Consider the following 24809-nt stretch of genomic DNA (forward strand, 5'->3'; position numbering starts at 1 on the left):
TAAACCAATTCTAAATCCCAACTGGATAAATGAACGATAATCTTGGTTCTATTTTCTTTTGTGGTTTATATCCAATTATGTTATCAGTTTTATCTCTCAACGGTGTGTAAGTCCATGAATAAACTACAGATAACAGAAAGTATTTTTGAATTTTATAACCAAATTCTGCAAAGAGATAAGAACGATTATCCATTTTAAAAATATCAGCAAAATTTTTTATCTGCATTTTATCATAACCTGCACGAAATAGATATGGCAAATTTTCTAAATCTATGATTGTCCAAAGATGAAGTATTCCGCTTTCCGGCATTTTATCCAGTTTTTGAAAACTGCCAAGAATATTATAAGCTCCCAAAAAATTAAGAAGCAGTTCTCCAAAGTAACCGTTACCTTCATTTGCAGATTTTAGTTTTTGAATTTTACTAATTACAATTCCAGTTGATTTATCAATTCTAAATCTTTCAATTTCATATAGAGAATTGAAGTATGAAGGTAAATACATTTTACCATTGAATCTTCTTTCTAATTTTGCTTTCAATGAAATTAAACTCAATCCTTTAAAATCAGCAATTAAACCCAGAGCTGAACCACTTCCAAATTTTATAATTTTTGAATGGTCAAAGTAAACATCGAAATCAAGTAAGTTTGTTCTTAACAAAGGAAGTCCTACATCCAGTCCTACAATTGTTATTTTTCCTTCATCAATCAATGGTAGAAAAGTATTATTGTAAGAATTATAATCGCCTGCAATTATTCCGCTCTTTTCATCTGAATCCGTAGTTAATGTTGCACCAAGTTCAAGATTTCCAAGTATAGGAACAGATGATAATTCTGTAAATCGAATTGGTCTAATGTAACCTCTTAATCCCATAACGCCTGATTGGCCAAAATTTCCATAGACAGATTCAAATCCGAAATTATTAAAATCAATATCGAACTCAGTTCCAATTTTTCTTGTGTCAAAAGCTGGACTATTGTTGTAGAGATACATTATGCTTCCATGTCCCAATGTTGCATAATCGAGAGCACCAATTCTAAAATAAAGAGGGTCATGTTTTTTACCATATCGTATATAACGAATTATGCTCAGATAATCTGAAAACTCGTTAAAATTTTCTTTGCGAATTTTTCCTTCAGGTGTAAACTCTAAATTCAAATCCAACCCAATTCCAACTTTTGAGAACTGAATTTCTGGAAAAATGCGAAATGCATAGTGAGGTCTTCCATCTATCCATGTCAAACCAAAGCTTCCTCCAAGCATTGCTTCGTTTTGATTTAATCGTTCAAACTGACAATGAACAATATCAGGTAAAAACAAAAAAATCATTATGAGTAATTTGTAATTATTTTTCATAAACTCTCATGAGATTTGTTGTTGAAATTATATTTTTGAATCAGCTATCATCTTTTAGCAAGCCACAGTTCTGGATTTTGATAATTTCTTTCATTCCATATTTCGAAATGTAAAATGTTTCCTTCAAGACTTTCGCTTACTCTGCCGATTACAGTTCCAGCTTTAATTATATCCCCTTCTTTAACTTTAATATCTCCAACATGTCCATACACAGTACGATATTCATTATTGTGAGTTAAAATAATTACGCTTCCATAACCTGGAATCCATTCTATCGTAGAAACTATTCCCTCGGCAACAGCAATAATTTCCTGCTGAGATTTTGTTGCAATATCTACTCCATAATTCAAAGTAATTGTATTTAATTTCTCATTTTTATTTTCCCCAAATTTCCGTGCTATTTTGCCTGCTTTAACAGGCCACAACAACTTCCCTTTCAATCTATCAAAATTTTCAAACTTGGTGTAATCAAGAACAGGTTTAACAACTTTATTCTTTGTTCTTTCCTCAAGCTGCTTGGCTTTGTTTATTCTTTCTTTTTCAATCAAGTTGAAAATTAAATTCTTAATTTCAATCTCAGCTTTTCTTTTCGAGTCGATTTCTTCTTCTATAATTTTCTTATCCCTTCTTAATGAAACAATCAATTGTTTCCGCTCTGCTTGCAGCAATGCAAGTTTTTTCTGTTCTTCAAGTTTTTGTGAAACAAGCATTTCTTTCTGTTCTTTTTCATGCTGAAGCTGATTTTTATATTTTGCTAAATTCGTTTTACTCAATGAAAGCAGTTTTAAATCTTTTTCATTTTGTTCTGTAATGAATTTCAAATATTTGTATCTCTTAAGCATCTCTCCAATTGAACTTGACCCAATTAAATATTTCAATGTAGAAGTGTTTCTGTTTTTATAAACCCAAACTATATAACGTGAATATTTTTGCTTGAGGAGAGAAATCTTATTTTCAATTTCTGCTATCTTTTCTTCTGTTTTTTGAATTTCTGCTGACTTCAGATTTTCTTCGGCTATAAGATTATTTATAAATTTCTGTATTAACAAACTTTGTCTGCTGCTTCTCTCTAAAAATTCAAGACTTTCCTTTTCTTTTTTTGATTTATTACTTAATTCTTTTTCTAATAATTCAATTTCTTTCTTAATCTGTTCGAGTTGTTTGTTCCTAATAGAAATGCTGTCCTTCTTTTGAGAAAATGAAAGGCATGATAGCAAAAGAATGACAAAAATTATTTTAATAAATTGTTTTACCATTCTAAAATTTTTGCGTCATCGGGTATTTCTATATATAAATTTGGCAGTTCTTTATTAACATTTATGTTTCTGTATTCAATTTTGAGCTGTTGATTGTTTCTAAAGTCATTTATTCTTATTTCATATGGGACAGGGACATTATCAAACATTTTAAAATTAGAAAATCTCCCTTCGAGCAATTTTTCTCCATTAAGATTTTGTATAATACTTTCTGAAATTGAAAGGTCATCTGCTTTAACAAGATAAACTTTCTCCAATGAATTAACTGAATCAACATAAGTTAATTTGTAAAACTTATTTTCATATTCAAATTTATCAGGTTCCTTTCTCAACTTATCGGTTAAATTTACAGAACCAGTTAATGCATCAATTACATCACTCAAGGATAAGTTTACTTTTAAGATTTTCTGCAAAACATCATCTCTTAAATTCCCCTTATAAATTTTGTTATTAATTACATCATAAAACAAAAAACCATTAGAAGAAATTACAGCTTGTGCAAGTTCAATTCCAAAAGGGCCAAAAAAATCAACTCTCAGGGAATCAGGCTTTTTTAAATTTACTTCGAAATTACTTTTTGCATTTAATTCTTTATTCTGAACATTTATAATACCACTGCCTGCAAAGCTTTTTATTTTTCTACGATTGGCTTCTAATTTTATTACCAGTCTGTCAGGAGAAATAAGCAGTTCTTTCTCAATTGTTTTAGTTGGAGCACATGCTGACAATATTGATAATATTATTAAAAGAAGTAAATAAAAATATTTCCTTTTCACAATTCACCTTTTTCTAATTTTTGAATAATTTTTTCATTTGATGGTTCAAGTTCAAGTGCTTTTTTCCAGAGTTCTTTTGCTTTTTCTTTATTACCAAGTTTAAAATAAACATCACCAAGATGGTCTGTTATAGTAGCACTTTTTGAATCCTGTTTGATAGAATCTTCAATATATTTTTTTGCTGTTTTATAATCTCCGAGTTGATAATAAATCCACCCTATTGTATCAAGATAGGAAGCATTCTTTGGCTCTTTTTCAACTGCTTTTTTCGACATTCTTAATGCCTCTTCCAATTTAATTCCTCTTTCAGCAAGAGAATATGCATAATTGTTCAATATCAATGCATTTGTCGAATCAATTTTCAGTGCTTCGTTATAAAGAGAATCTGATTTTTCAAAATTTTTTTGAGAATCATATATCAAAGCAGCCATGCCAATTATGTCAATATTTTTGGGGTCAATTGATAAAGCTTTATTAAGAATTTTTAGAGCCCCATTTTCATCTTTTAATTGATTGAGAGTATAACCATATGCTGTTAAAGATGTAATATCATCTGGATTAATATTTACTGCACGTTCGAGATAAATTTTTGCTTTTTGATGTTGATTATTTTGTGATAATGATAATCCGTATATCAAATTAATTGCAAAGTCATTTGGAAATTTTTCAACAGCCTCAGAGAGCAAAGAAATTACATCTGAGTATTTTCGTTTATCGAATAATAGTCCTCCTAATCTAATCCACAATTGCGAATTCCATTCTGCAAGTGATGCAGCTTTCTTAAAATACTCAATAGCTGATGAATCATTCTTTAACTTAATTTCGATTTCACCAAGAGAAGCATTTATCTGCCAATCAGTAGAATCAATGTTTAATTTTTCAAAAAACTTTTTTGCTGTAAAAAGATTAGTTGAATCTTTTTCTGAAGCCATCATAAATAAAGATGCAATTCTGAGTTTTGTGTTAAAATCGCTTTCTTTATTTTCAAAAATTTTTTCATATACTAAAGCTGCATCATTCCACCTATCCTGTTGAATAAATATATTCCCCTTAAGTTCAAGAAGACCAATTTCATCAGGATAACTTATTAAAGATTCATCGCAGGTTTTTAATGCCTTATCATAATTTTTTGTTTTAATGTAAGCATCAATCAATAACTTCTGCAATTCCAAATCCGAAGGATTAAGTTTGACTAACTCTTCAAGCATGCTAATGGACTCTTCAATATTGCCAAGTCTCTCATTTAACTCAATCATATTAATCAGCACATTCCACTCAGGTCCTATCATATCAATAAGCTTTTTATAAATCGTGAGTGCATACTTTGGTCTATTTTTCTCATAAAGCTGCGCAAGTTGAAAATAAGCTTTTGCGTCAGTTGAATCCAGTGAAATTATTTTTTCATAAACCGATATCGAAGAATCTTCAAGATGAGAGGAATTATAAACAGAAGCAAGAAGGAAAAGAAATTCTTTATTATCAGGTTCAAGCAGAGCTGCTTTTCTTGCATGCTGTAATGCAAGTGCTAATTTATTAATTCTGTAATAATTTTTTGCGAGTGCATAGTGTATTCCGGGTTTATCAGCATAATTTAATGCTGCAGAATATTCATTAATTGCTTCCTGTATATTCCCTTTTATCTCCTGAATAGAACCATTAATAAATTTTTCTACAGCTAATTTTTCATAATCAACTTTAATGGAAGAAGCTGGTAAAGGCTTTTTAATTATATCAGAAGAACAACTTAAAAATACGAGTAAGCTCAATAAGGAAAATAAATATTTCATAATCACCATTTAATTTTATTCAAAATATAGTTTATCAAGTATTGATTAACAAGTAAGTTAGATAGAAACATATCGAAATTAATAAAAACCAAGATGTAATTGTAAGAAAGAAAAGTTCTACAAGATTCTATATATGCTTAAAATAAAATGCAAATGAATTATACTAAAATTCAACAACCATGATTTTAAATAATCACCAAATAAAATTTTATACTTTTCGATTTTATTTTCATATTATTAAAAATCATAGATAGATGTGAGCTTGCAATATTAATTTAATAAAAGCTATTATATTAATATTGTAAAAAATATTTTTAAGTTATGAATACATTTGATCTGGCAATATCTTACACATGGGAATATGATATAGAGTTTGTCGAACTAATCGAATTCATATTTCAGAAGGATGGATTTTCAACTTTTATAATCAGCAATTATAATGTTTTTGAAGTTATCAATTCATTAAAATCAAAACAGCTACACTTTAGAGCTTATTTAGACCGCGCTTCAGATGTTGATTCGGATTTCGAACCAATTGCCTCAATCTTATCAAAAAGAAAAACCTATATAATTAATCCTCATAAAAAAGTTCATAAGTTTACAAATAAATCTTACATGCACAAATTGCTTTCAAAGAAAAATTTTAATTTGCCAAAAACTATTCTATTGCCTCCTTATTATTACAATCACAATCTCAACATAAATGAAAAAGATTTAGAAGAACTTGGTATTCCATTTATAATTAAGCCTGCAATTGAAACAGGTGGTGGTGAAGGAGTTGAAGTTGATGCAACCACAATTTCACAGATTCAAAAAGAAAGAATTAAAAATCAAACTGAGGAATTTTTAATTCAGGAAAAAATTTATCCTAAAACATTAAGCGGAAAAAGGGCATGGTTCAGAGTATTCTGGGCTTTTAATAAAGTTATTCCAACTTGGTGGGATGACCATACTCATGTTTATGAATCAATTACTTATGAACAGATTAAAAAGTATCATCTTCAACCATTGCATCGAATAACCAAAAGATTATCAAAAATTACAAGAATTGATTACTTCTCAACTGAAATTGCATTAACAAGAAAAAATAAATTTGTTTTAATTGATTACATCAATGACCAATGCGACATGAGATTAAAATCAAAACATCATGATGGTGTGCCCGATGAAGTAATTATTCAGTTTATAGAACAAATGAAAAAGAAAGTTCTATTACTCAAAAAATAAATCTTCTTCGATAGTCTCTAAGATGTTTAAATAACTTTTATATCTATCTTCATTAATTTTTCCTTCATTACATGCTTTTACAACAGCACAATCAGGTTCATGATGATGAGTGCATGTATTAAATTTACAATTGTAAATAAATTCCTTAAAATCTTTGAAGTAATGACACAAATCTTCCTTTTTTATTCCATAAGGGTCAATCTCTCTGATTCCTGGTGTATCAATAACAAAAGTATTATCATCTACTTTTTTCATTAATACAGTTACCGTTGTATGTTTTCCTTTCAAAGTATAATTACTAATTTCGCTTACCTTAAGATTGAGGCCTGGATAAAGCAGGTTCAATAAGCTTGACTTTCCAACACCTGAATGTCCCCAGAACAAATTAGTTTTTTCCTTTAAAAATTTTTTTAATTCATCGAGACCTAAGTTATTTATTGTGCTTGTTTCAAAAACATTGTAACCAATTTGTTTATAAAGATTAACCCATTTTTTTCTTTCGTTAATACTATCAAGATCAATTTTATTAATTACAATTACTGGTTCAACCGAAGAACTTTCTGCAACAACAATCATTCTATCAATCAACCGATTATTAAATTTAGGATTAATCCAGCTTGAAACAATAATTAAATTATCAACATTAGCAGCAATAATTTGTTCTAATCTTTCTCCTCTTATGCTTGCTCCTTTAATTCTTGGAGCTTTTCTTGATATTTTATTTCTTCGTGGTTTGATTTCTGTTATTACACCTGTTCCATCTTTGTTCAAAATAAATTCTACTATATCACCAACTGCGGCAATATCAAGTGTAACCAACTTATCTTTTTTAATAGAAAATTCTTTTTGAAATTTCCCTCTTAAAAAACATCTTATTTCTTTATCATTTTCATCAAGAACATAATAATTTTTACTTTCTATCTTGAAAATTATTCCTTTAATAAAACACCTCCTTTAAATTTTGTCTTACAAATCTATCTTATGAAATTATTAAAAACAAAAAGCATCTTATTTCTAAGATGCTTTTTGTGGGGAGCATTAACCAAGCGGGGTGTGTATTAAAAATTATATCTTATTCCTGCAATAAAATTATTTCTTGTTATATCTTGATAAGTTCTCGAAAGATTTGTGCCATAATTATCACCTATGTCTTTCCACCATCCAAAAGCATAAGTAAGATTAAATGATAGATTACGATTTGGATTTAAGCCCAGTCCTACTGTAATAAATTTTTTGTCATACTCTGAAGGGTCATCTTTATAAGGTGAAGGTAAAATCATAAAACCACCTCTTAAGGCAAGATTTATATATGGAATCTCGAATTCTAATCCTGCATGTAGATTTATTACCTGTCTGAATAATTCTTTGATATCCCTGTTGTTATTTTCAATGTCTCTAACATCTAATCCGCTTTTAAATTCCATTTGAGTATAGTCAATAAACTTTGCATCGAAACTTATCAATAAATTGTTTTCATTAATTGCTGCTCCTAAGGAGAATTCATAAGGAGTATTAATTTTATATTCAGTTCTGTTTTCTACAGGAGGATTTAATGTGAATCTTGTTTGAGCAAAATCACTATATGCATCAACAAAGTAAGTTTCTTTAATTGTGAATTTACGCGGGGTTTTAACAGAAAAACCAATGTTCAGTTTATCATTAATTCTTGTCAATAATCCAAAATTCAAATTCCATCCTGAAACATCCCAGCGTATAATATCATTGATATAAAAAGTTTGAAAATCACGAGTAGCCGGTTCTATAGGATCTAAAAGTAAATTAATATTATAATAATCATTAACATCATCTTCCCAGTATTGACGGTCACGTTTAAAATCTCCGTTAATAATATTCAAAGTTGCACCAACAAAAACATCTTTTTGAATTTCTACAGCACCTGAAAATGACCAACTGTGTAAACCTCCTTCTTGTGTAATTTTACCACTTTGGTTTAATTTTCCGTTTATTAAAGTAGTATCATAAAGATATTTATTAGATTTATTATAAACAGGGTAGCTTAATGCAAGCTCATATGCAATATCATCATTATAATTTGTAAGATCCTGAATTAATGAATTGTTATTGGGATTATATCCATCAAACTTCATGGTATAGTTAAAATCTTTTAACTGATTATAACCAAGTGCAAATACTAAACTGCCTCTTCTTGTTGGCATAGGAACAGTAAAACCAAACTCGTTTAATTTCGTATTGCTATTTGAATAATCTAATTCTTTATTGAAAAAAGTAGTTGAATTATTAAAAGAGTTATAAGAAAGTGAACCTGAAAATTCTGATTTCTTTATTAAACCAAATCCAGCAGGATTAAATAAGGATGCCGAAAAATCATTACTCAAAGCTGTATAAGCATTTCCCAGAGAAAGTGCTTTAGCACTTGTTAATATTTCTGGTTCTGTTAATCGTAAAGCATCTTTAAAATTTTGTGCATAGTTCAATGCATTTAATATCAAGCAGACTAAGACAATTACAAATATTTTCTTCATATCAATCTCCAGCAATAAGTTTTTAATAGAGAATTTTTATCTTCTTCTTCCACTATCACCACCTGAGCGTCCTCCATCACTTCCTCTCGTAGAACCACTACCAGAACTTGATCTCGGTGGAGGATTATACGATGGAGCTGGAGCTCTTGATTCACTTGGTGGCGGTGTATAACTTGGTTGTGATGATCTTCCTGAGCTGCTATTATCAGAACTACTTCTTTCCCTTTCTGATGAATTACCTCTGCCGCCTTCACTTTTTCGTTCTCTTGTCTCTCTATCTCTTGTTGCTTCTACTGGATATTTTATTCTTGTTTCACTTCTTTCCCGTTTTCTTTCAATATTTGTATTTGCACCTTCTTTCGAAAGTGTACCCGAACTATTACCCTTAGTCCGAGATACTCCTGTTCTACTTAAGTCAACATCTGCTGGTTTGCTTACACCGCTTCTGCTATCAATTATGCTTGTTCTTCCATTGCGATAACTATCTCCTCTATTCCGTATATCACCACTTCTTCCACCATCAGTATCTCTCAATCTTGTATAAGTATTTCTGTATTTATAAACTCCAGAATGTGAATAGCCATAATGCCAGTAATTTGGATAATACCAGTAATCATAATAAACCCAATAACTATAAGGATATGGATAATACCACCATGGCACATATGGATAGTAAACATCCCACCAGAACGGGTCATAATATGTTCCGATTGTTATGCTCCAGCTTGGATAATACCCCCAGTAATATCTTCTGTAACGAGGATAGAATCCATCATAATAATAATTATAAATATTTACTTCTCCGCGATTATCTGTATATGTTGTATCTTCTTGTTCTTGATAAGTATATTCATCATCATAGTCGTAACTATCGCGAAGAGCTAACTGTGTATAACACCCCCCTAAAGTCAACAATGGAATCAATAACAATATTTTAACTAAGGTTTTCATTTTCTACACCCCTTTTTCAATTTCTTTGACAAAAATTATGCCTCAATAAGTTTAAAAGAAATGCTAAAAAGAAAGGACTAATAAATTTATTGTATATTTTTATGAACTTATATGTTCGATTTATAGAACACTTAGAAAATCGATTTTACATATTCAACTACAATACCTCTATCAGCTCTACTACTGTTAAACTTTTTATTATCAAGTAAATCTCTGAGATTAATTCCTATTGTAAATCCATCAGCTGCAGACCATCTCAAACCCATATTTAAATAGCCATTTCCACTACCGAGTGATAATCCAGTATTATCATTTACTGCAAAATCATATTCGCAGACTAATGATATTTTTTTACCAATTGTTTTTTCAAAACCAATAGCTAAATTTAAGTCTTTATCGTTATCGTCTCTTTCCAGAGAATAATTTACTGAGCCATGCAAACTTAAGTAACCAAAGAATTCAAAATTTTTTGATGCTGCTGCAAAAAATCCAGTAGATTTTATTTGATATCTATTTAAATCTTTGTTAAAAGTTCCTTTACCTTGAGAATCAAAGCCAAATGTTACAGCGGGTGAAGTTACAGTTTCGTCAATTAATCTTATACGAACATTTACGGCCGGCAATTTATACCAATCAATTTTTCCCTGTCCAATTATGTTACTACCTCCGTAAGATATTCCAATACTAAAATTATCAAACACACCAACTTCAATTTTTGAAATAACTACTCCAAGAGGCATCATATCTAATGATACTCCAACAACACCTTTATCGAGAACACCTGCTGTAGGGATATCAATTAAATTTCTGCATTCATATTTTGCATCAGTACCAGAAGTGCCCTGAGATAATATTTTGACTGATAATGTCGTTAAAAAAAGAAAGCAGAGAAAAATATTTTTCTTCATAACTTTATCTTTACAATTTTTAGTATAAATAATACTACATTTTTTTCTTAATAACTAAATATTTTTTTGATTTGTTGGATTTACTTTTTCCTTTTGAATGTAGTTCCCTCTTTGCTATCCTGAAGTATAATTCCAAGTTTATTTAATTCATCTCTAATAAAATCTGACAGTGCATAATTTTTTTCTTTTTTTAATGCAAGTCTAACATTAATTAATAGTTCTATTAATTTATCTTCGATTACTTCCGATTTTTTATTTTCATACAATGAATCAAAATGAATTATGCCCAGAACATTTTCGGCTGTATCTTTAAGAAATTCTTTTACATTATTATAAAATTCAGAATTTATTTTTTCATTTTCTGAAATTAATTTATTTACATTCTTCACAAAATCAAAAATTACTGCAACCGCTTGCGGTGTATTGAAATCATCGTCCATTACTTTTTCAAATTCTTCATAATATTTTTTAAAATCAAACTGCTGAGAAATTTCACCAGTTACTGGCTTTTGGAGTTCCATTTCAACTTTCTCAGCAAGATTTTTAATTTTTTCAACTCCTTTTTCAGCCGCCGAAAGCAGTTCTTCACTAAAGTTTAGGGGACCTCGATAATGTGTTTGTGCAAAGAAAAGTCTAATTGCTTCTGCCGAATATTTTGAAAGAATTTCTCGCGCAGTAAAGAAATTGCCAAGAGATTTTGACATCTTCTCATAATGAATTGTAAGAAAGCCAAAATGAATCCAGTATTTTACAAATTTTACTTCATTAGCTGCTTCACTCTGTGCTATTTCATTTTCATGATGTGGAAAAATTAAATCATTACCTCCAGCATGAATATCAATTGTTTTACCCAAATGTTTACAACTCATCGCAGAACATTCAATATGCCAGCCGGGTCTACCTTTTCCCCATGGACTATCCCAGCTTGGTTCGCCTTCTTTTGCTTTTTTCCATAAAACAAAATCAAGTGGATTTCTTTTGGATTCATTAACTTCAACTCGTGAACCAGCTTCAAGCTCTTCAATATTCTTACCGCTCAGTTTTCCATAATCCTTAAATTTTGTTATATCGTAATAAACATTACCATCAACATTATAGGCATAACCTTTTTCTTCCAGTATCTTTATCATTTCAATAACATCTTGTATTGATTCAGTAGCACGAGGGTTTTTAACTGCAGGTTTAATTCTTAATTTTTGAATATCTTCATAAAATGCGCTGGTAAAAAATTTAGCTATTTCTTCTGTTGATTTATTATTTTCTTTTGACTTATTAATAATTTTATCATCTATATCAGTAATATTCATAACGAAATCTACATTAAAACCTTTATACTCAAGATACCTCCTTATAATATCTGCCATGATAAAAGATCGAGCATTTCCAATATGAAAATAATCATATACTGTTGGACCACAAACATAAAAGGTTACATTAGGCGGGTTGACCGGAATGAATTCTTCTTTAATTTTAGAAAAAGTATTATAGATTAACATTATTATTCCAAAATTTGGGAAAAAATATACAAATAGTGCACAGTTTATACAAATTTAATTATGGAATGAAATTTGGTATAAAATACGATAAAAAGATAATTAAACAAAAAATAAAATTAGACTTTGACATCTTTGTTCTATTTTATATTTTAATAAAGAAAAAAAACAAAGATATCTTAATAACTTGAAAATTTGGTTATTTAATTTAACTTCTTAATCAAAGGAGGAACCTTTATGATTCGAAAACTTACAATTATTTTATTTGCGTGTATTCTCTCGACTACTCTGATGGCTCAAACAGTTAAATTAGATTTTCAGCCATTTGGAGTATCACCGAGAGATGTAGCAAAATCTACCACCGATATATACACTTATCCATATAATGGCTTAACAAATGTCGGTGTAGGAACATTAATGTATTTTAAGGCATCAATTACAGGGAAAAAATTTGAAAATCCAGTTTACACAATTACACGCAAACCCGCAGGTTCCACTGCAATAATTGGAGCCGATAAAGATATTAAAAATGATTCAACTCAAGTTGTAACATTCACACCCGATAAACTTGGAGTCTATGAAATAACAGTTACAGAAGGTTCTTATTCTAAATCTATTGTTTTCAATTCAGCTAAATATTTAGGTTATACAAACACAATAGTTAATGGTGTTGATAAAAAAGTAAATTGCCAAACTTGTCATCCATCTAAAGTAAGTGATTGGGAGAAAAGTAAGCATGCTACTATTTTTACCAGAGCTATGAAAGCAACACCAGGATTAAGTGGACCTACAGATCATTACGCTCCATATTGTGTGCCATGTCATACAACTGGATATGATGCAAATCCAACTGCGGTTAATGATGGATTTGACGATTTAGGTTTTGTTTACCCTGCTAAAATTACACCAAATACATACGATACATTATTAGTAAAATTTCCAGATGCAATGAAGAGAGCTAATGTCCAATGTGAAAGCTGTCATGGACCAGGAAGTGGTCATTTAGGAGTAACTCAAGATTCAAGAATGCAAGCAACATATTCAGCTGATGCTTGTGCTTATTGCCATGATTCAGGCACATACCATATTTTCCCTGAACAATGGGATGCCTCTGTACATTCAGGTGCTACATCCTATCCAACTGGTCCTGGAAGAGAAGATTGCGTTCCATGCCATACTGGTAAAGGTTTTGCTCAATATGTAAATGGTATTACAAAGGCAGACCCATATTTTGATGCTTCATATACACCAATTACATGTTCAGGCTGCCACGATCCGCATAGCGCAGAAAATAAATATCAATTAAGAAAACTAGAAGTTGAATTACTTGCACCTAATAATACAACAATTAAGATTGATGAAAGTAATGCAGGAACTGGGGCACTTTGCTTCAATTGTCATAAATCAAGAGCTGAAGCTAATGCATCATTAAAAGGAAATATTACAGTAAGATTTGGTCCTCATTATGGTCCTCAAGGTGATATATTAGTAGGAAATAATATGTTAGAACTTGCTGGAGTAAAGTTAGCAAAATCGAATCACTTTGGTGCTGTTCAGAAATCATGTGTCAGATGCCATATGTACACTGGAAATGTTCTCTCTGGAGGAAATGTAATTCAATGGGGTGGACATTCATTCAGTATGAGTACATTTAAGAAAGATGAAAAAGGTAATTTTATACTTGATTCAAATGGCAGAAAAATTCCAGATAAAGATAATATGGAAGCTTGCGCTCAATGCCACGGTAGTACATTTGGAACCTCATTCGAAGATGTTAAATTCTTCCTAAATGGTAATGGCGACCACGATAATGATGGTGTAGTTGAGGGACTACAAAGTGAGGTTAAGGGGATGATTGAAAAAATTATGGCTGCTTTACCACACAAAGCAGATGGAACTCTTGATGGCCCAAAATCAAGCTGGACACAAGATCAACTTAGTGCTTACTGGAATGCAATTACTGCAAAAAATGATAAGAGCAACGGTATACACAATCCCAAATATATTATTACTGCTTTGAAAGGTGCTATGAATTTACTTGGCATTCCTACAGATGTAAAATCTGACGAACTAACAATTCCAAGTGAATATGCACTCTTCCAAAATTATCCAAATCCATTTAACCCAACAACATACATCAGATTCCAGCTTCCAAAAGAATCTAATGTTAAATTAACAATTTATGATGCTATAGGAAGAGAAATTGTAACTCTCGTTAATAACAGATTAAATGCTGGAACTCATACAATTGAATGGAATGCAAAGAACATGGCATCTGGTGTTTATCTTTATAGAATTGAAGCTGATAATTTTGTTAAAACAAACAAAATGTTATTACTCAAATAATCTTCATTTTACCTCCTTCTTAAACCCTCTGCCTAAAAAACAGAGGGTTTTTTTATATCCAAAAGAGAAATTGTTTTTATATTTTTGTAAAAAATTTAATATAAAATGAGAGTTGAAAAAGATTCATTAGGTGAACTACAAATACCAGAAGATGCACTTTATGGAATTCATACTTTAAGAAGTGTTAACAACTTTCCACGAAGCAACGAAAGAGTTAATCTTCATTTAATCAAAGCCTATTTTCAGGTTAAACTTGCTGCAGCCGAAACAAATTACAAATGCGGCATTCTCTTAAAAGAAAAATATGAGGCAATATCAGAAGCAATTCAAGAATTAATTAAAGAAACGGAAGCCTGCATCAAAGGCAATTTATCTTCCATTTACGAAAAAATAATTGTCGATCCATATCAAGGAGGCGCAGGAACATCTCTTAATATGAACATCAACGAAGTTATTGCAAATACTGCATTACAAATTTCCGGCAAAAAGTATGGTGAATATGATTATATTCATCCAATTGATGATGTGAATATGAGTCAATCTACAAACGATACTTTCCCTACTGCGCTAAAAATTGCTTCGATAAATTTACTAAGAGAATTAGCAGATTCGTTTGCTACTCTTCAAAATGCATTACAGAAGAAGGAAGATGAATTTAAACACATTTTAAAGCTTGGAAGAACTCAATATCAAGATGCTGTTCCAATAACACTTGGACAGGAGTTTGGTGCTTATGCTCAGGCAATTGCTCGAGATAGATGGAGACTATATAATGCAGAAGAGAGATTGCGTTCTGTAAATCTTGGCGGAACTGCTGTAGGAAATTCTATTTCCGCAACAAGAGAATATGTTCTTAATGTAAATAATATATTGAAAAAGATTACAAAATTACCAATTGCAAAAAGTGAAGACCTTATAGATGCAACACAAAACCTTGATGTATTTGTTGAAGTTCATGGACTGGTTAAAGCAGGTGCTGTAACAATAATAAAAATATGTAACGACATAAGATTTATGTCCAGTGGTCCAAATGGAGGAATTGGAGAAATTAATATTCCACCAAAACAAGCAGGTTCAAGCATTATGCCTGGAAAAGTAAATCCTGTTATTCTTGAAAATACTATTCAAATTTGTGAACTTGTTAAAGGTCATGATATTATTATATCAAATATTGCTGGAAGTGGACATCTTGAACTCAATCCATTTGTTCCATTATTGGCTCATGTATTTTTGAAATCACTCGAAATGCTTCGTGACTCAAATATAAATCTTGCTCAAAATTGTATTGAAGGAATTACCGCAAATGAAGAAAGATGTAAAATAAATTTAATCAATAGTTCAGCGATTGCGGCATCATTAATCACTACTTTTGGATATGATGTAATTCAAGAATTAGTAAAATATGCTTATGAAAATAAAATCCCATTTGTAAAAGCATTAATGAAAAGCAAGTTGCTCGACGAAAATCAATTATATAAAATTATATCAAAAGATTTAGGAGTCAACCTTGAGTAAAGCAGCACAATCCGAAAGAACTCATATAGCATTTGTTGGAAGAAGAAATGTTGGCAAATCTTCTTTGATGAATAAATTTATTGGTCAAGATCTTGTAATTGTAAGTGATATTCCAGGTACAACTACAGACCCGGTTAAAAAAGCAATGGAACTTCTTCCTTTTGGTCCAGTAGTTTTAATTGATACAGCTGGAATTGATGATACAGGTGAACTTGGTGAAAAAAGAATTTCTAAAACAATTAAAACTATCACTGAAGTTGATTTTGCCATCCTTGTTTTAGATTCACAGCAAAAATTAACACATCATGAAATAGAATTAATTGAGAAATTAAAAAACTTCAGTGTTCCTTTTCTTACCGTAATAAATAAATCTGATTTGGGAATTAACTACGATTTGATAAACGAGCTACAAAAATTTGGAATAAAATATCATCCCGTTTCTTGTTTAACAGGTAATGGGATTTATGAATTAAAAGAAAAGGTATCTCAACTTTTACCAAGAGAAGAAGATATCCCACTGATAGGAGATATTGTCAAACAGCATGATTTAATTGTTCTTGTTGTTCCAATCGATTTAGGAGCTCCCAAAGGCAGACTAATAATGCCACAGGTTCAAACAATTCGGGAAGCACTCGATGTAGATACAATTGTTGTTGTGGTAAAAGATAAAGAATTAAGAGCAGCTCTGAGTAAATTAAATCAAGCACCGAAATTAGTTGTTACTGATAGTCAGGCAATTATGAGAGTAATTGCAGATGTTCCAGATGATATTCTTCTTACAACTTTTTCAATTTTGATGGCAAGATATAAAGGAGATATTTTAGAATACATAAGGGGACTCAAAAGAATAGAAGAACTTGAAAATGGCGATAAAGTTTTAATTGCCGAAGCATGCACTCATCATGCACAGGAAGATGATATTGGGAGAGTAAAAATTCCGCGCTGGCTTAGACATCATACAAAAAAGAACATAGAAATTGATATTGTTAGCGGTCATGACTTTCCAGAAAATTTATCTAATTACAAATTAATTATTCATTGCGGTGGTTGCACACTTACACGAAAAATGATGCAAACAAGAATTAAACAAGCAAGATACATGGGAATTCCAATTGTAAATTATGGTGTGGCAATTTCATATCTTCATGGTGCAATACCAAGAGTTCTTGAACCATTTCCAGAAGCAATTGCTGAGTGGGAAAAATCATTTCAGCGGATTAACATTTAATATTACTCATTTCTTAATTTCTCTAACAACATTTTCATATCTTCAGGAAGGTCAGAATCAAGAAAAACTTTTTCTTTTGTATGTGGATGAACAAAACCAAGAGTTTTTGCATGCAGCGCTTGGCGTTTCATAATTTGAAGTAAATTTTCAACTCTGCTTTTAATTTTAGGAAGATTAGAACCATATACAATTCTTCTTCCGCCATATGTTGGATCACCAAAAACCGGATGTTTAATATGCGACATATGAACTCTAATTTGATGTGTTCGCCCAGTCTTTAATTTTAATTTTATTAACGAAGCAAATTCAAACTCCTCAATTACTTCATAAAATGTGTGTGCATATCTTCCCTCGATATTACTCACAGTAAAAATTTTTCGATCTTTTTTTGACCTTGCTATATTTCCTATAACTTCTCCTTTTTTTTCATCAAACAATCCCCAGCATACTGCCCAGTATTCACGGTCAATTGTATGAGCAGAAAATTGTTTGGCAAGTTGAGCATGTGTCCATTCATCTTTTGCAATCAATAAGAGTCCGCTTGTATCTTTGTCAATTCTATGAACAATTCCAGGTCTGCCCGGCTCATTAAGTTTGCTCAACTTTTGAGTATAATGCAGTAATGCATTTACAAGCGTTCCACTATAATTCCCTAATGCTGGATGAGCTACCATTCCTGCCGGTTTATTTACAACTATTATGTAATCATCTTCATAAACAATGTTTAATGGAATATCTTCTGGTTCAGTTTCTTCAGGCCGTGGAGTTACTGGAATTGTTATTTCAATTTTATCACCGGGACAAATTAGATAATTTGGTTTGACAATTTTATTGTTAACAGTAACATGATTTGATTTTATCAACTTTTGAATTCTTGATCGAGTAGCATTTTCAACTGAATTGGCTAAAAAAATATCTATTCTTTCTTTTCTTTTGCCCTCTGGAATTTCAATTTTAATTTTCTTCTCGGTTATTATCTTCGACATTTTTTACAATTGGGTTAGTAGTCTCAAGCTCAAGATTTTCATTTCTACTAAATTCATCTGTCGCTAATAATTCTTTTTCTCCTTCAGTTTTTTCTTCAACAGATTTATGAAATATGATTAAGAGAATAACACCTATTGATACCGAAGCATCTGCAATATTGAAAATAGGCCAGCGGTCGTAAGTTCTTCCAAAAATTGTAAAATCAAAAAAGTCTACATTAAAAAAATCTACTACTCTACCATAAAATAATGGCGCATAACCATAAATTACCCCATAAAAAGTTCTATCAATTAAATTTCCTATTGCTCCGCCAAGAATTAATGCAAGTGCAAATCTTACAATAAATTTTTGATTTCTCGATTTATATAAATAATAAAATATTCCAATGCTTGCTAAAAGAGAAAAAATAGATAGAATTAATTTTGATGAGTTACTAACATCTATTCCAAATGCCAAGCCTGGATTTTCGACAAATGTTATCTTAAAAAAATCTCCTATAACATTTATACTCTGACCATAATCCATACCATTTGCTTTTATATTCAAAAAAGGAATAGTTCCGCCTTTAACAAAAAATTTTGAAACCTGATCAATAATTATTACAATTAATGTTGTATAAAGAACTTTCAAGACTTTTACCTATTATGTTGTTTTCATTTTTTGTTTCACCTGCAGACAATGCTGAGTATGAGGCACTGCCATTAATCTTTCTTTTGGAATTAATGGACATGTTGGACAAAGATTTTGTGGTTCATCAATGCACTCAATACAAATTCCATAAGTCCCATTTTCAATTCTTTGTAGAGCATCATCGAGATAACCCAAAAATTTATTTTCACGTTGAGCCCATAGATACAGTTTTTCTCTTTCCATTGCATCGGTTCCTTGTTCTGCCATGTGAAGAGAATATGGCGAATTTTCATTTACATATTGCCCTGTTGTGGGGTCCATCATTTGTTCCTTTAATACTTGAAGCTGTTCAATTATTTCATTTCTTTTTTCAAGAATAATTTTTTTGAACTCTTCTAAATCTTTTTTTGAATATCCCTGAATCTTTTTCACTTTTTTTGTTGGTGAAATTACTTCCACATGCTTACCTTTTTTCATGGTTATCTTCTTATTATTTTCATTTGATTTTGACATTATTTTCCCTTTCTTTGAATTTGATTTGCTCGCTGATTTTTTTGTTGTCTTAGATTTTACAGCGGTTTTCTTTTTTGTCTTTTTATCTGTCTTTTTTGCCATAACTCCTCCTAAGCTTCAGAATTATAATTATTTTGCTTTGCAATTATTATCTCACATTCATAATCGCCTATTTGCCATTTTTGTTTATAGCCATTCATATTACCTTCATATCGAATTGATTCCGCTAAAACTTCGTTTGAAATATAATCAGAAAATTTTTGAATATAGCCCAAAAATTTTTCGTCTCCATAAACATCAACAAAAATTCTATCCACCACATCAAAACCTGCATCTTTTCTCATATTCTGAACTCGATTTACAAACTCGCGTGCATATCCTTCAGCAATTAAATCTTCTGTTAGCTCAGTATCAACTGCTACTGTAACTCCTTCTTCACTTTCTACAAACCAGCCTTCTATTTCGTGACTTACAATTTCGACATCTTCCAAAGTAATTTGAATGTTTTGTCCTTCAACTTCTAAATCTATTTTACCTGATTTCTCAAGTTCTGCTATTAAATTTTTATCGAGCTCTTTAATTACATTGGTTAATGCTTTTACAAGTTTACCATATTTTGGACCAATTACTTTAAAATTTGGTTTTGCTGTTTTGTTTACAATCGAAGAATCATCTTCAAGAACAATTAATTCTTTGATATTGACTTCTTCAAGAATCACATCCTGCATTTTTTTGAGTGCATCTTGTTTTTCTTTTTCAACAGCTACCATTATTTTTCTTAATGGTTGACGAACCTTCAAATTATGCTTTGCTCTTATCGAACGAGTCAGATATACAACTCGTTGAGCAACGTCCATCTTTTCTTCAAGTTCTTTATCGAAGTATGACGGCTGTGGAAAATCTGCAAGATGAACAGATTCATAATTTTCTTTTTTAGCAACACTATTGAGATTTTGATAAATTTCTTCTGCAATAAATGGTGCAAATGGAGCAGTTAATTTTGCAATTGTAATAAGGCATTCATAAAGAGTTTGATAAGCTGATAATTTATTTTTATTGATTTCGGATTTCCAGAATCTCCTTCTGCTTCTTCTTACATACCAGTTAGATAATTGGTCAATTGTAAAATTAGCAACCTGTCTTGCAGCTTTTGTAACATCATAATTATCCATCAGTTCTTCATATTCTTTGACAAGAGAACTCAATTTAGAAATTATCCATCTATCAATTTCAGGACGTTCGTCATAAGGAATTAAATCTTCACTGAAATTGAACTTATCTATATTTGCATAAAGTGCAAAAAATGAATATGTATTTATAAGAGTTCCAAAGAATTTTCTCTGAACTTCGAGAACACCTTCTTCATCAAATAGCGTAGGTTTCCATGGTGGACTTGTAGTAATAAGATACCATCTTGTTGCATCTGCTCCATACTTATCAAACAAATCGAATGGATCAACTGTATTGCCTCGAGATTTAGACATTTTCTGTCCTTCTTTATCGAGTATCAATTCGTTCACAATAACATTCTTAAAAGCAATGTTGTCAAAAAGCATTGTTCCAATTGCATGAAGAGTATAAAACCATCCACGTGTTTGGTCAATGCCTTCACAAATAAAGTCTGCTGGATATTTATTCTTAAAAGTTTCTACATTTTCAAATGGATAATGGAATTGAGCAAACGGCATAGCTCCACTGTCAAACCACACATCAATTAATTCAGGGGTTCTTTTATAAATTTTGCCATTTCTCTCAAATTTAACTTCATCAACAAATGGTTTATGAAGGTCAATTTCTTCTTCTGGTAAATCTTTAACTAAAATTCTTTTCCCATCTCGTTCAACAAAACCTTCTTTCAATTCAGCAATAGAACCAATTGCAAACATATCTCCATCATCATTAATCCAAATTGGAAGTGGAGTTCCCCAATATCTATCGCGAGATAATGACCAGTCTTTATTTTCCTCAAGCCAATTTCCAAATCTTCCCACTCCTACTTCCGGAGGATACCAGTTTATAGTTTTATTCAATTCAATCATTCTTTGAGCAACTTGAGTTGTGCGAATATACCAGCTATCGCGTGCATAATAAATCAATGGGTTGTCGCATCTCCAGCAATGAGGATAAGAGTGCATGTAATCATTTGTTGCTCTGTAGATAAGACCTCTTTCTTTAAGATTACGAATTATATCAGGGTCAACACCTTTTTCTTCATGAGTTTCGAACTGAATTGTTTTAATTAATCTGCCGGCAAAATCTTTAACTTCTTCTGTAAATCTTCCGCTCTTTGTTACTGGCTGAATAAATGGCAGATCATATTTTTTTGAAACTTCATAGTCATCAGCACCAAAAGCTGGAGCTATATGAACTACACCCGAACCATCTTCAGTGCTAACAAAATCGCCGGCAACAATATACCATGCTCTTTTATTTACAGGAATATATTTGAAAAGAGGTTCATAATCACGATTTAATAAATCAGCACCTTTTAATTCCTGAAGGATTGTGTATTCTTCTTTAATTACAGAAAGTCTTGCTTTTGCAAGATACATTACTCCGTGTTTTTCAGTTTTTATTTTTACATAATCGATATCTGGACCGACTGCAAGAGCAACATTCGAAATTAATGTCCATGGTGTTGTTGTCCATACAAGTATTGATGCATCTTCATCCTTAAGTTTGAATTTCACATATACATTGGGGTCCTGAACATCTTTGTAGCCGAGAGCAAGTTCATGAGAAGAAAGTGGAGTTTCGCAGTGTGGGCATTGAGGAACAATTTTGAATCCTTTATAAATTAATCCTTTCTTGAAGTATTCAGATAATGCCCACCATACAGATTCAATATATTCATTTGTGCAGGTAATGTAAGGATTATCAAGGTCAATCCAGTAGCCCATTCTTTCAGTTAAAGTTCGCCAGCCTTCTTTCATTTCAATATGATGATAAACAAGTTCTTTAGCTTTTTTATTGAAAGCAGCAACACCATATTTTTCGATGTCAGATTTTTGTGTAAATCCTAAATCTTTTTCAAGAGCAATTTCAATTGGCAATCCGTGAGTATCCCATCCAGCTTTTCTTTGAACTCGGAATCCTTTCATTGTTTTATAACGGCAAACAAGGTCTTTTAAAGTTCTTGCCATTACATGATGGATTCCCGGTTTACCATTGACAGTAGGAGGACCTTCATAAAATGTGAAGGGTTTGCTTTCATCTCGTGAAGAGATGCTTTTTTCAAAAATTTTATTTTCCTGCCAGAACTTTAGAATTTGTTCTTCGATTTCAGGATAATTAATTTTTTCGTCAAATTGCTTAAACATCTTTTTCTCTGTATTTAGATTGTTAATAATTATTCTTCTTCAGATTCATATTTTTTTATTAATTCTTTTTCTGCAGCAATAAATTCTTTTAATTGTGTTTCAATATATTTTTTCTTTTCTAAGATTTCGTCTGCAGCTTTTTGGGCATCGTAAAGAATTTTATCTGCTTTTAATCTTGCTTCCTCAACAATAATTTGTGCTTCTCTTTGAGCCGAGGCCAGCAACTTTTTAATTTCATCTAATTTCTTTTTTCCGGCATTACTTTCTTTTTGAATAATAAGAAGTTCACATACAACCATTCCAAATAGTCCCATTGCACCAAGTGTAATATTTCGAAGTGTATACAAAATCATATTCTCTACAAGTAAATTACCTAAGCCAAAATATTCACTAAACAATGAAATTAAAATTATTGTTAGAAAAACAGAAGATACAATAACAGCAAATATTACTTTCCCGCCATGGTTATAACCCAGAGTTCGATTTATCAACCATCCGCAGGCAAAAGCAAAAATTGAAAGAACAAACCAGACTGCAAAATTTTGATACCCAGCCTGAAATATATCAGTGCTCAAAAAATTAGACCCAAAAATAATCAAAGCAAGTAATACGGCGGTAGCATAATAAATTGTTTTTTTTTCGTTCATAATTTTTTAATAACCTCTTTCATAATTAATGTCATTTTAGGTTCTGCTTCGTTAGCTGCCGCTATGATATCTTCAAGAGAAGCAGGTTTTAAAGCTTCGGGGAAACATTCATCTGTAATTATGCTGATGCCAAGAACCTTTATTCCCATATGATTTGCTACAATATTTTCCGGGACAGTTGACATTCCAACCACATCAGCTCCAATAGCTCTTAAAAATCTATATTCTGCTTTTGTCTCTAAATTTGGACCTGGAACAGCAACATAAACACCTTTCTGAATTTTAATTTTATTTTCAAGAGCTGCTTCTTCTGCAAGTTTAATTAATTCAAGACTATAAGGCTCGCTCATGTCAGGAAATCTAGGTCCGAGCTCATCTTCGTTCTTTCCAATTAATGGATTATCGCCAAGTAAATTTATGTGGTCTACCATTAACATAATATCACCTCTTCTAAACAGAGGGTTCATACCACCACAAGCATTAGAAACAAGTAATGTTTTAACACCAAGAAATTTCATTACTCGAACAGGATAGGTAATTTGTTGCATTGTATAACCTTCATAATAATGAAACCTTCCCTGCATTGCTACAACATTTTTTCCGGCTATTTTTCCGAAAATTAATTTGCCATGATGAGATTCAACTGTAGAAATTGGAAAGTGAGGCAAATCTGCATAGTCAATCTGGTGTTCGATTTCAATTTCTTTTACCAGGCCGCCAAGGCCTGTGCCAAGGATTATTCCTATTTCATAATTCTTTGTTGTTTTCTTTCGAATTACTTCGAGTGTTTCATTAATCATTTTGATTAATTGACTCATAGTAATTTCTCCAATATATCATCAACATTTATTTCTGTTTGATTGTCCTTTTCTTCTGTTATTTTTTCTCTCTTTTTAATTTCTAATTCTTTTGTTTGCGAACCCAATTCGAGTAGGTTTGATTGTGTTTCAAGCATTGCTTTGATTTTTGATATTAGCAACTTCTTTTCTTCTCTTAATTTAATAACTGAATCACGAATTGCACTTGCATTCTCTTTTGCCTTCTCAATAATTTGGGATGCTTTAATTTCAGCTTCCTTCAATATAAGTGCGGATTGTTTTTTTGCAGAATCAACTGCTTTTGTTGTAGATTCAGTAGCACTCAACAAAGCATTCTGTAAATTTTTTTCTATCTTTTTGAATTCTTTAAGCTGTTCTTCTTTTTCTTCGAGTTCTTTTAACAGTTTTTCATTTTCATTTTGAAGTCTTTCAAATTCATCAGCAAGTTTTTCAAGAAAAGCTTTGACTTCATCGCGGTCGTAGCCGCGGACCGATTTGTTAAATTCCTGATTTTTAATTCCAAACGGGGTAAATTTCATTTTAATTCCC

Annotated in this window: 20 protein-coding genes; 4 read left to right on the forward strand and 16 right to left on the reverse strand. The window is 31.1% G+C overall.

Annotation, left to right across the window (positions count from 1 at the left end):
- Positions 1-10: 10 nt before the first annotated feature.
- Genes VJY32_RS04290 through VJY32_RS04305 form a run of 4 tightly spaced genes read right to left on the reverse strand, consistent with a single transcriptional unit; the run spans position 11 to position 5173 of the window.
- A complete protein-coding gene (locus tag VJY32_RS04290; protein WP_353676654.1) occupies positions 11-1354 on the reverse strand; it encodes a hypothetical protein in 1344 nt (447 codons plus the stop codon).
- A gap of 47 nt (positions 1355-1401) precedes the next feature.
- Positions 1402-2610: a murein hydrolase activator EnvC family protein gene (locus VJY32_RS04295; protein WP_353676655.1), complete on the reverse strand. Its 1209-nt coding sequence runs from the start codon at positions 2608-2610 to the stop codon at positions 1402-1404.
- A complete protein-coding gene (lolB1, locus tag VJY32_RS04300) occupies positions 2604-3386 on the reverse strand; it encodes a lipoprotein insertase outer membrane protein LolB1 (RefSeq protein ID WP_353676656.1) in 783 nt (260 codons plus the stop codon). Before lolB1 ends, VJY32_RS04295 begins: the two co-directional genes overlap by 7 nt.
- The gene (locus VJY32_RS04305) at positions 3383-5173 is read right to left on the reverse strand and encodes a tetratricopeptide repeat protein (RefSeq protein WP_353676657.1); all 1791 of its coding nucleotides are present in this window, start codon (positions 5171-5173) and stop codon (positions 3383-3385) included. The genes lolB1 and VJY32_RS04305 overlap by 4 nt, the downstream gene beginning before the upstream one ends.
- A 321-nt stretch (positions 5174-5494) precedes the next feature.
- Between VJY32_RS04305 and VJY32_RS04310 the strand changes: the two genes are divergently transcribed.
- Entirely contained in the window at positions 5495-6400 is a 906-nt protein-coding gene (locus VJY32_RS04310; protein WP_353676658.1) for an ATP-grasp domain-containing protein, read from the forward strand.
- Here the strand turns inward: VJY32_RS04310 and rsgA are convergent.
- The 5 genes from rsgA to cysS form a co-directional block, all read right to left on the reverse strand.
- Positions 6386-7342, reverse strand: coding sequence for a ribosome small subunit-dependent GTPase A (rsgA, locus tag VJY32_RS04315; protein WP_353676757.1), 957 nt, complete (start codon positions 7340-7342; stop codon positions 6386-6388). The genes VJY32_RS04310 and rsgA overlap by 15 nt on opposite strands.
- 116 nt (positions 7343-7458) lie before the next feature.
- On the reverse strand, positions 7459-8904 hold the full coding sequence (locus tag VJY32_RS04320; RefSeq protein ID WP_353676659.1) for an OmpP1/FadL family transporter: 1446 nt from the start codon (positions 8902-8904) through the stop codon (positions 7459-7461).
- A 36-nt stretch (positions 8905-8940) separates the two neighbouring features.
- Positions 8941-9855 (reverse strand): hypothetical protein, encoded by a 915-nt coding sequence (locus tag VJY32_RS04325; protein ID WP_353676660.1) that lies wholly within the window; start codon positions 9853-9855, stop codon positions 8941-8943.
- 131 nt (positions 9856-9986) lie between these two features.
- Positions 9987-10763: a hypothetical protein gene (locus tag VJY32_RS04330; protein WP_353676661.1), complete on the reverse strand. Its 777-nt coding sequence runs from the start codon at positions 10761-10763 to the stop codon at positions 9987-9989.
- Positions 10764-10843: 80 nt separating this feature from the next.
- Positions 10844-12259: a cysteine--tRNA ligase gene (gene cysS, locus VJY32_RS04335; protein ID WP_353676662.1), complete on the reverse strand. Its 1416-nt coding sequence runs from the start codon at positions 12257-12259 to the stop codon at positions 10844-10846.
- Positions 12260-12493: 234 nt separating this feature from the next.
- Here cysS and VJY32_RS04340 point away from each other — a divergent pair, with 234 nt between their 5' ends.
- The 3 genes from VJY32_RS04340 (at position 12494) to hydF (ending at position 17345) form a co-directional block, all read left to right on the forward strand.
- Entirely contained in the window at positions 12494-14602 is a 2109-nt protein-coding gene (locus tag VJY32_RS04340; protein WP_353676663.1) for a multiheme c-type cytochrome, read from the forward strand.
- A gap of 105 nt (positions 14603-14707) precedes the next feature.
- Positions 14708-16117 (forward strand): aspartate ammonia-lyase, encoded by a 1410-nt coding sequence (locus VJY32_RS04345; RefSeq protein WP_353676664.1) that lies wholly within the window; start codon positions 14708-14710, stop codon positions 16115-16117.
- A complete protein-coding gene (gene hydF / locus VJY32_RS04350) occupies positions 16110-17345 on the forward strand; it encodes a [FeFe] hydrogenase H-cluster maturation GTPase HydF (protein WP_353676665.1) in 1236 nt (411 codons plus the stop codon). Before VJY32_RS04345 ends, hydF begins: the two co-directional genes overlap by 8 nt.
- Positions 17346-17347: 2 nt before the next feature.
- On the opposite strand, the gene VJY32_RS04355 is transcribed toward hydF, so the two are convergent.
- From VJY32_RS04355 to VJY32_RS04385, 7 genes are read right to left on the reverse strand one after another with little or no spacing between them, the layout of a single operon-like run.
- Positions 17348-18331, reverse strand: a complete 984-nt coding sequence (locus VJY32_RS04355) for an RluA family pseudouridine synthase (RefSeq protein WP_353676666.1) — start codon at positions 18329-18331, stop codon at positions 17348-17350.
- Positions 18300-18962 (reverse strand): signal peptidase II, encoded by a 663-nt coding sequence (gene lspA, locus VJY32_RS04360; RefSeq protein WP_353676667.1) that lies wholly within the window; start codon positions 18960-18962, stop codon positions 18300-18302. The genes VJY32_RS04355 and lspA overlap by 32 nt, the downstream gene beginning before the upstream one ends.
- 12 nt (positions 18963-18974) lie before the next feature.
- The gene (locus VJY32_RS04365) at positions 18975-19577 is read right to left on the reverse strand and encodes a TraR/DksA family transcriptional regulator (RefSeq protein ID WP_353676668.1); all 603 of its coding nucleotides are present in this window, start codon (positions 19575-19577) and stop codon (positions 18975-18977) included.
- An 8-nt stretch (positions 19578-19585) separates the two neighbouring features.
- Positions 19586-22795 carry an isoleucine--tRNA ligase gene (gene ileS / locus VJY32_RS04370; RefSeq protein ID WP_353676669.1) on the reverse strand — a complete coding sequence of 1070 codons (3210 nt, stop codon included), beginning with the start codon at positions 22793-22795 and terminating at the stop codon, positions 19586-19588.
- Positions 22796-22824: 29 nt separating this feature from the next.
- A complete protein-coding gene (locus VJY32_RS04375) occupies positions 22825-23442 on the reverse strand; it encodes a hypothetical protein (protein WP_353676670.1) in 618 nt (205 codons plus the stop codon).
- Entirely contained in the window at positions 23439-24260 is an 822-nt protein-coding gene (locus tag VJY32_RS04380) for a purine-nucleoside phosphorylase (RefSeq protein WP_353676671.1), read from the reverse strand. The genes VJY32_RS04375 and VJY32_RS04380 overlap by 4 nt, the downstream gene beginning before the upstream one ends.
- Entirely contained in the window at positions 24257-24799 is a 543-nt protein-coding gene (locus VJY32_RS04385; RefSeq protein ID WP_353676672.1) for a DivIVA domain-containing protein, read from the reverse strand. The genes VJY32_RS04380 and VJY32_RS04385 overlap by 4 nt, the downstream gene beginning before the upstream one ends.
- Positions 24800-24809: the final 10 nt, after the last annotated feature.

This window comes from Rosettibacter primus (genome assembly GCF_036860675.1).
GTDB classification, from domain to species: Bacteria; Bacteroidota; Ignavibacteria; order Ignavibacteriales; family Melioribacteraceae; genus Rosettibacter; species Rosettibacter primus.

What these genes read in the sequence shown, in the direction of transcription:
- VJY32_RS04290 (WP_353676654.1), bottom strand. Translation starts at nt 1,354, where the DNA reads ATGAAAAATAATTACAAATTACTCATAATGATTTTTTTGTTTTTACCT.
- VJY32_RS04295 (WP_353676655.1), bottom strand. Translation starts at nt 2,610, where the DNA reads ATGGTAAAACAATTTATTAAAATAATTTTTGTCATTCTTTTGCTATCA.
- VJY32_RS04305 (WP_353676657.1), bottom strand. Translation starts at nt 5,173, where the DNA reads ATGAAATATTTATTTTCCTTATTGAGCTTACTCGTATTTTTAAGTTGT.
- VJY32_RS04310 (WP_353676658.1), top strand. Translation starts at nt 5,495, where the DNA reads ATGAATACATTTGATCTGGCAATATCTTACACATGGGAATATGATATA.
- VJY32_RS04320 (WP_353676659.1), bottom strand. Translation starts at nt 8,904, where the DNA reads ATGAAGAAAATATTTGTAATTGTCTTAGTCTGCTTGATATTAAATGCA.
- VJY32_RS04325 (WP_353676660.1), bottom strand. Translation starts at nt 9,855, where the DNA reads ATGAAAACCTTAGTTAAAATATTGTTATTGATTCCATTGTTGACTTTA.
- VJY32_RS04330 (WP_353676661.1), bottom strand. Translation starts at nt 10,763, where the DNA reads ATGAAGAAAAATATTTTTCTCTGCTTTCTTTTTTTAACGACATTATCA.
- cysS (WP_353676662.1), bottom strand. Translation starts at nt 12,259, where the DNA reads ATGTTAATCTATAATACTTTTTCTAAAATTAAAGAAGAATTCATTCCG.
- VJY32_RS04340 (WP_353676663.1), top strand. Translation starts at nt 12,494, where the DNA reads ATGATTCGAAAACTTACAATTATTTTATTTGCGTGTATTCTCTCGACT.
- VJY32_RS04345 (WP_353676664.1), top strand. Translation starts at nt 14,708, where the DNA reads ATGAGAGTTGAAAAAGATTCATTAGGTGAACTACAAATACCAGAAGAT.
- VJY32_RS04355 (WP_353676666.1), bottom strand. Translation starts at nt 18,331, where the DNA reads ATGTCGAAGATAATAACCGAGAAGAAAATTAAAATTGAAATTCCAGAG.
- VJY32_RS04365 (WP_353676668.1), bottom strand. Translation starts at nt 19,577, where the DNA reads ATGGCAAAAAAGACAGATAAAAAGACAAAAAAGAAAACCGCTGTAAAA.
- ileS (WP_353676669.1), bottom strand. Translation starts at nt 22,795, where the DNA reads ATGTTTAAGCAATTTGACGAAAAAATTAATTATCCTGAAATCGAAGAA.
- VJY32_RS04375 (WP_353676670.1), bottom strand. Translation starts at nt 23,442, where the DNA reads ATGAACGAAAAAAAAACAATTTATTATGCTACCGCCGTATTACTTGCT.
- VJY32_RS04380 (WP_353676671.1), bottom strand. Translation starts at nt 24,260, where the DNA reads ATGAGTCAATTAATCAAAATGATTAATGAAACACTCGAAGTAATTCGA.
- VJY32_RS04385 (WP_353676672.1), bottom strand. Translation starts at nt 24,799, where the DNA reads ATGAAATTTACCCCGTTTGGAATTAAAAATCAGGAATTTAACAAATCG.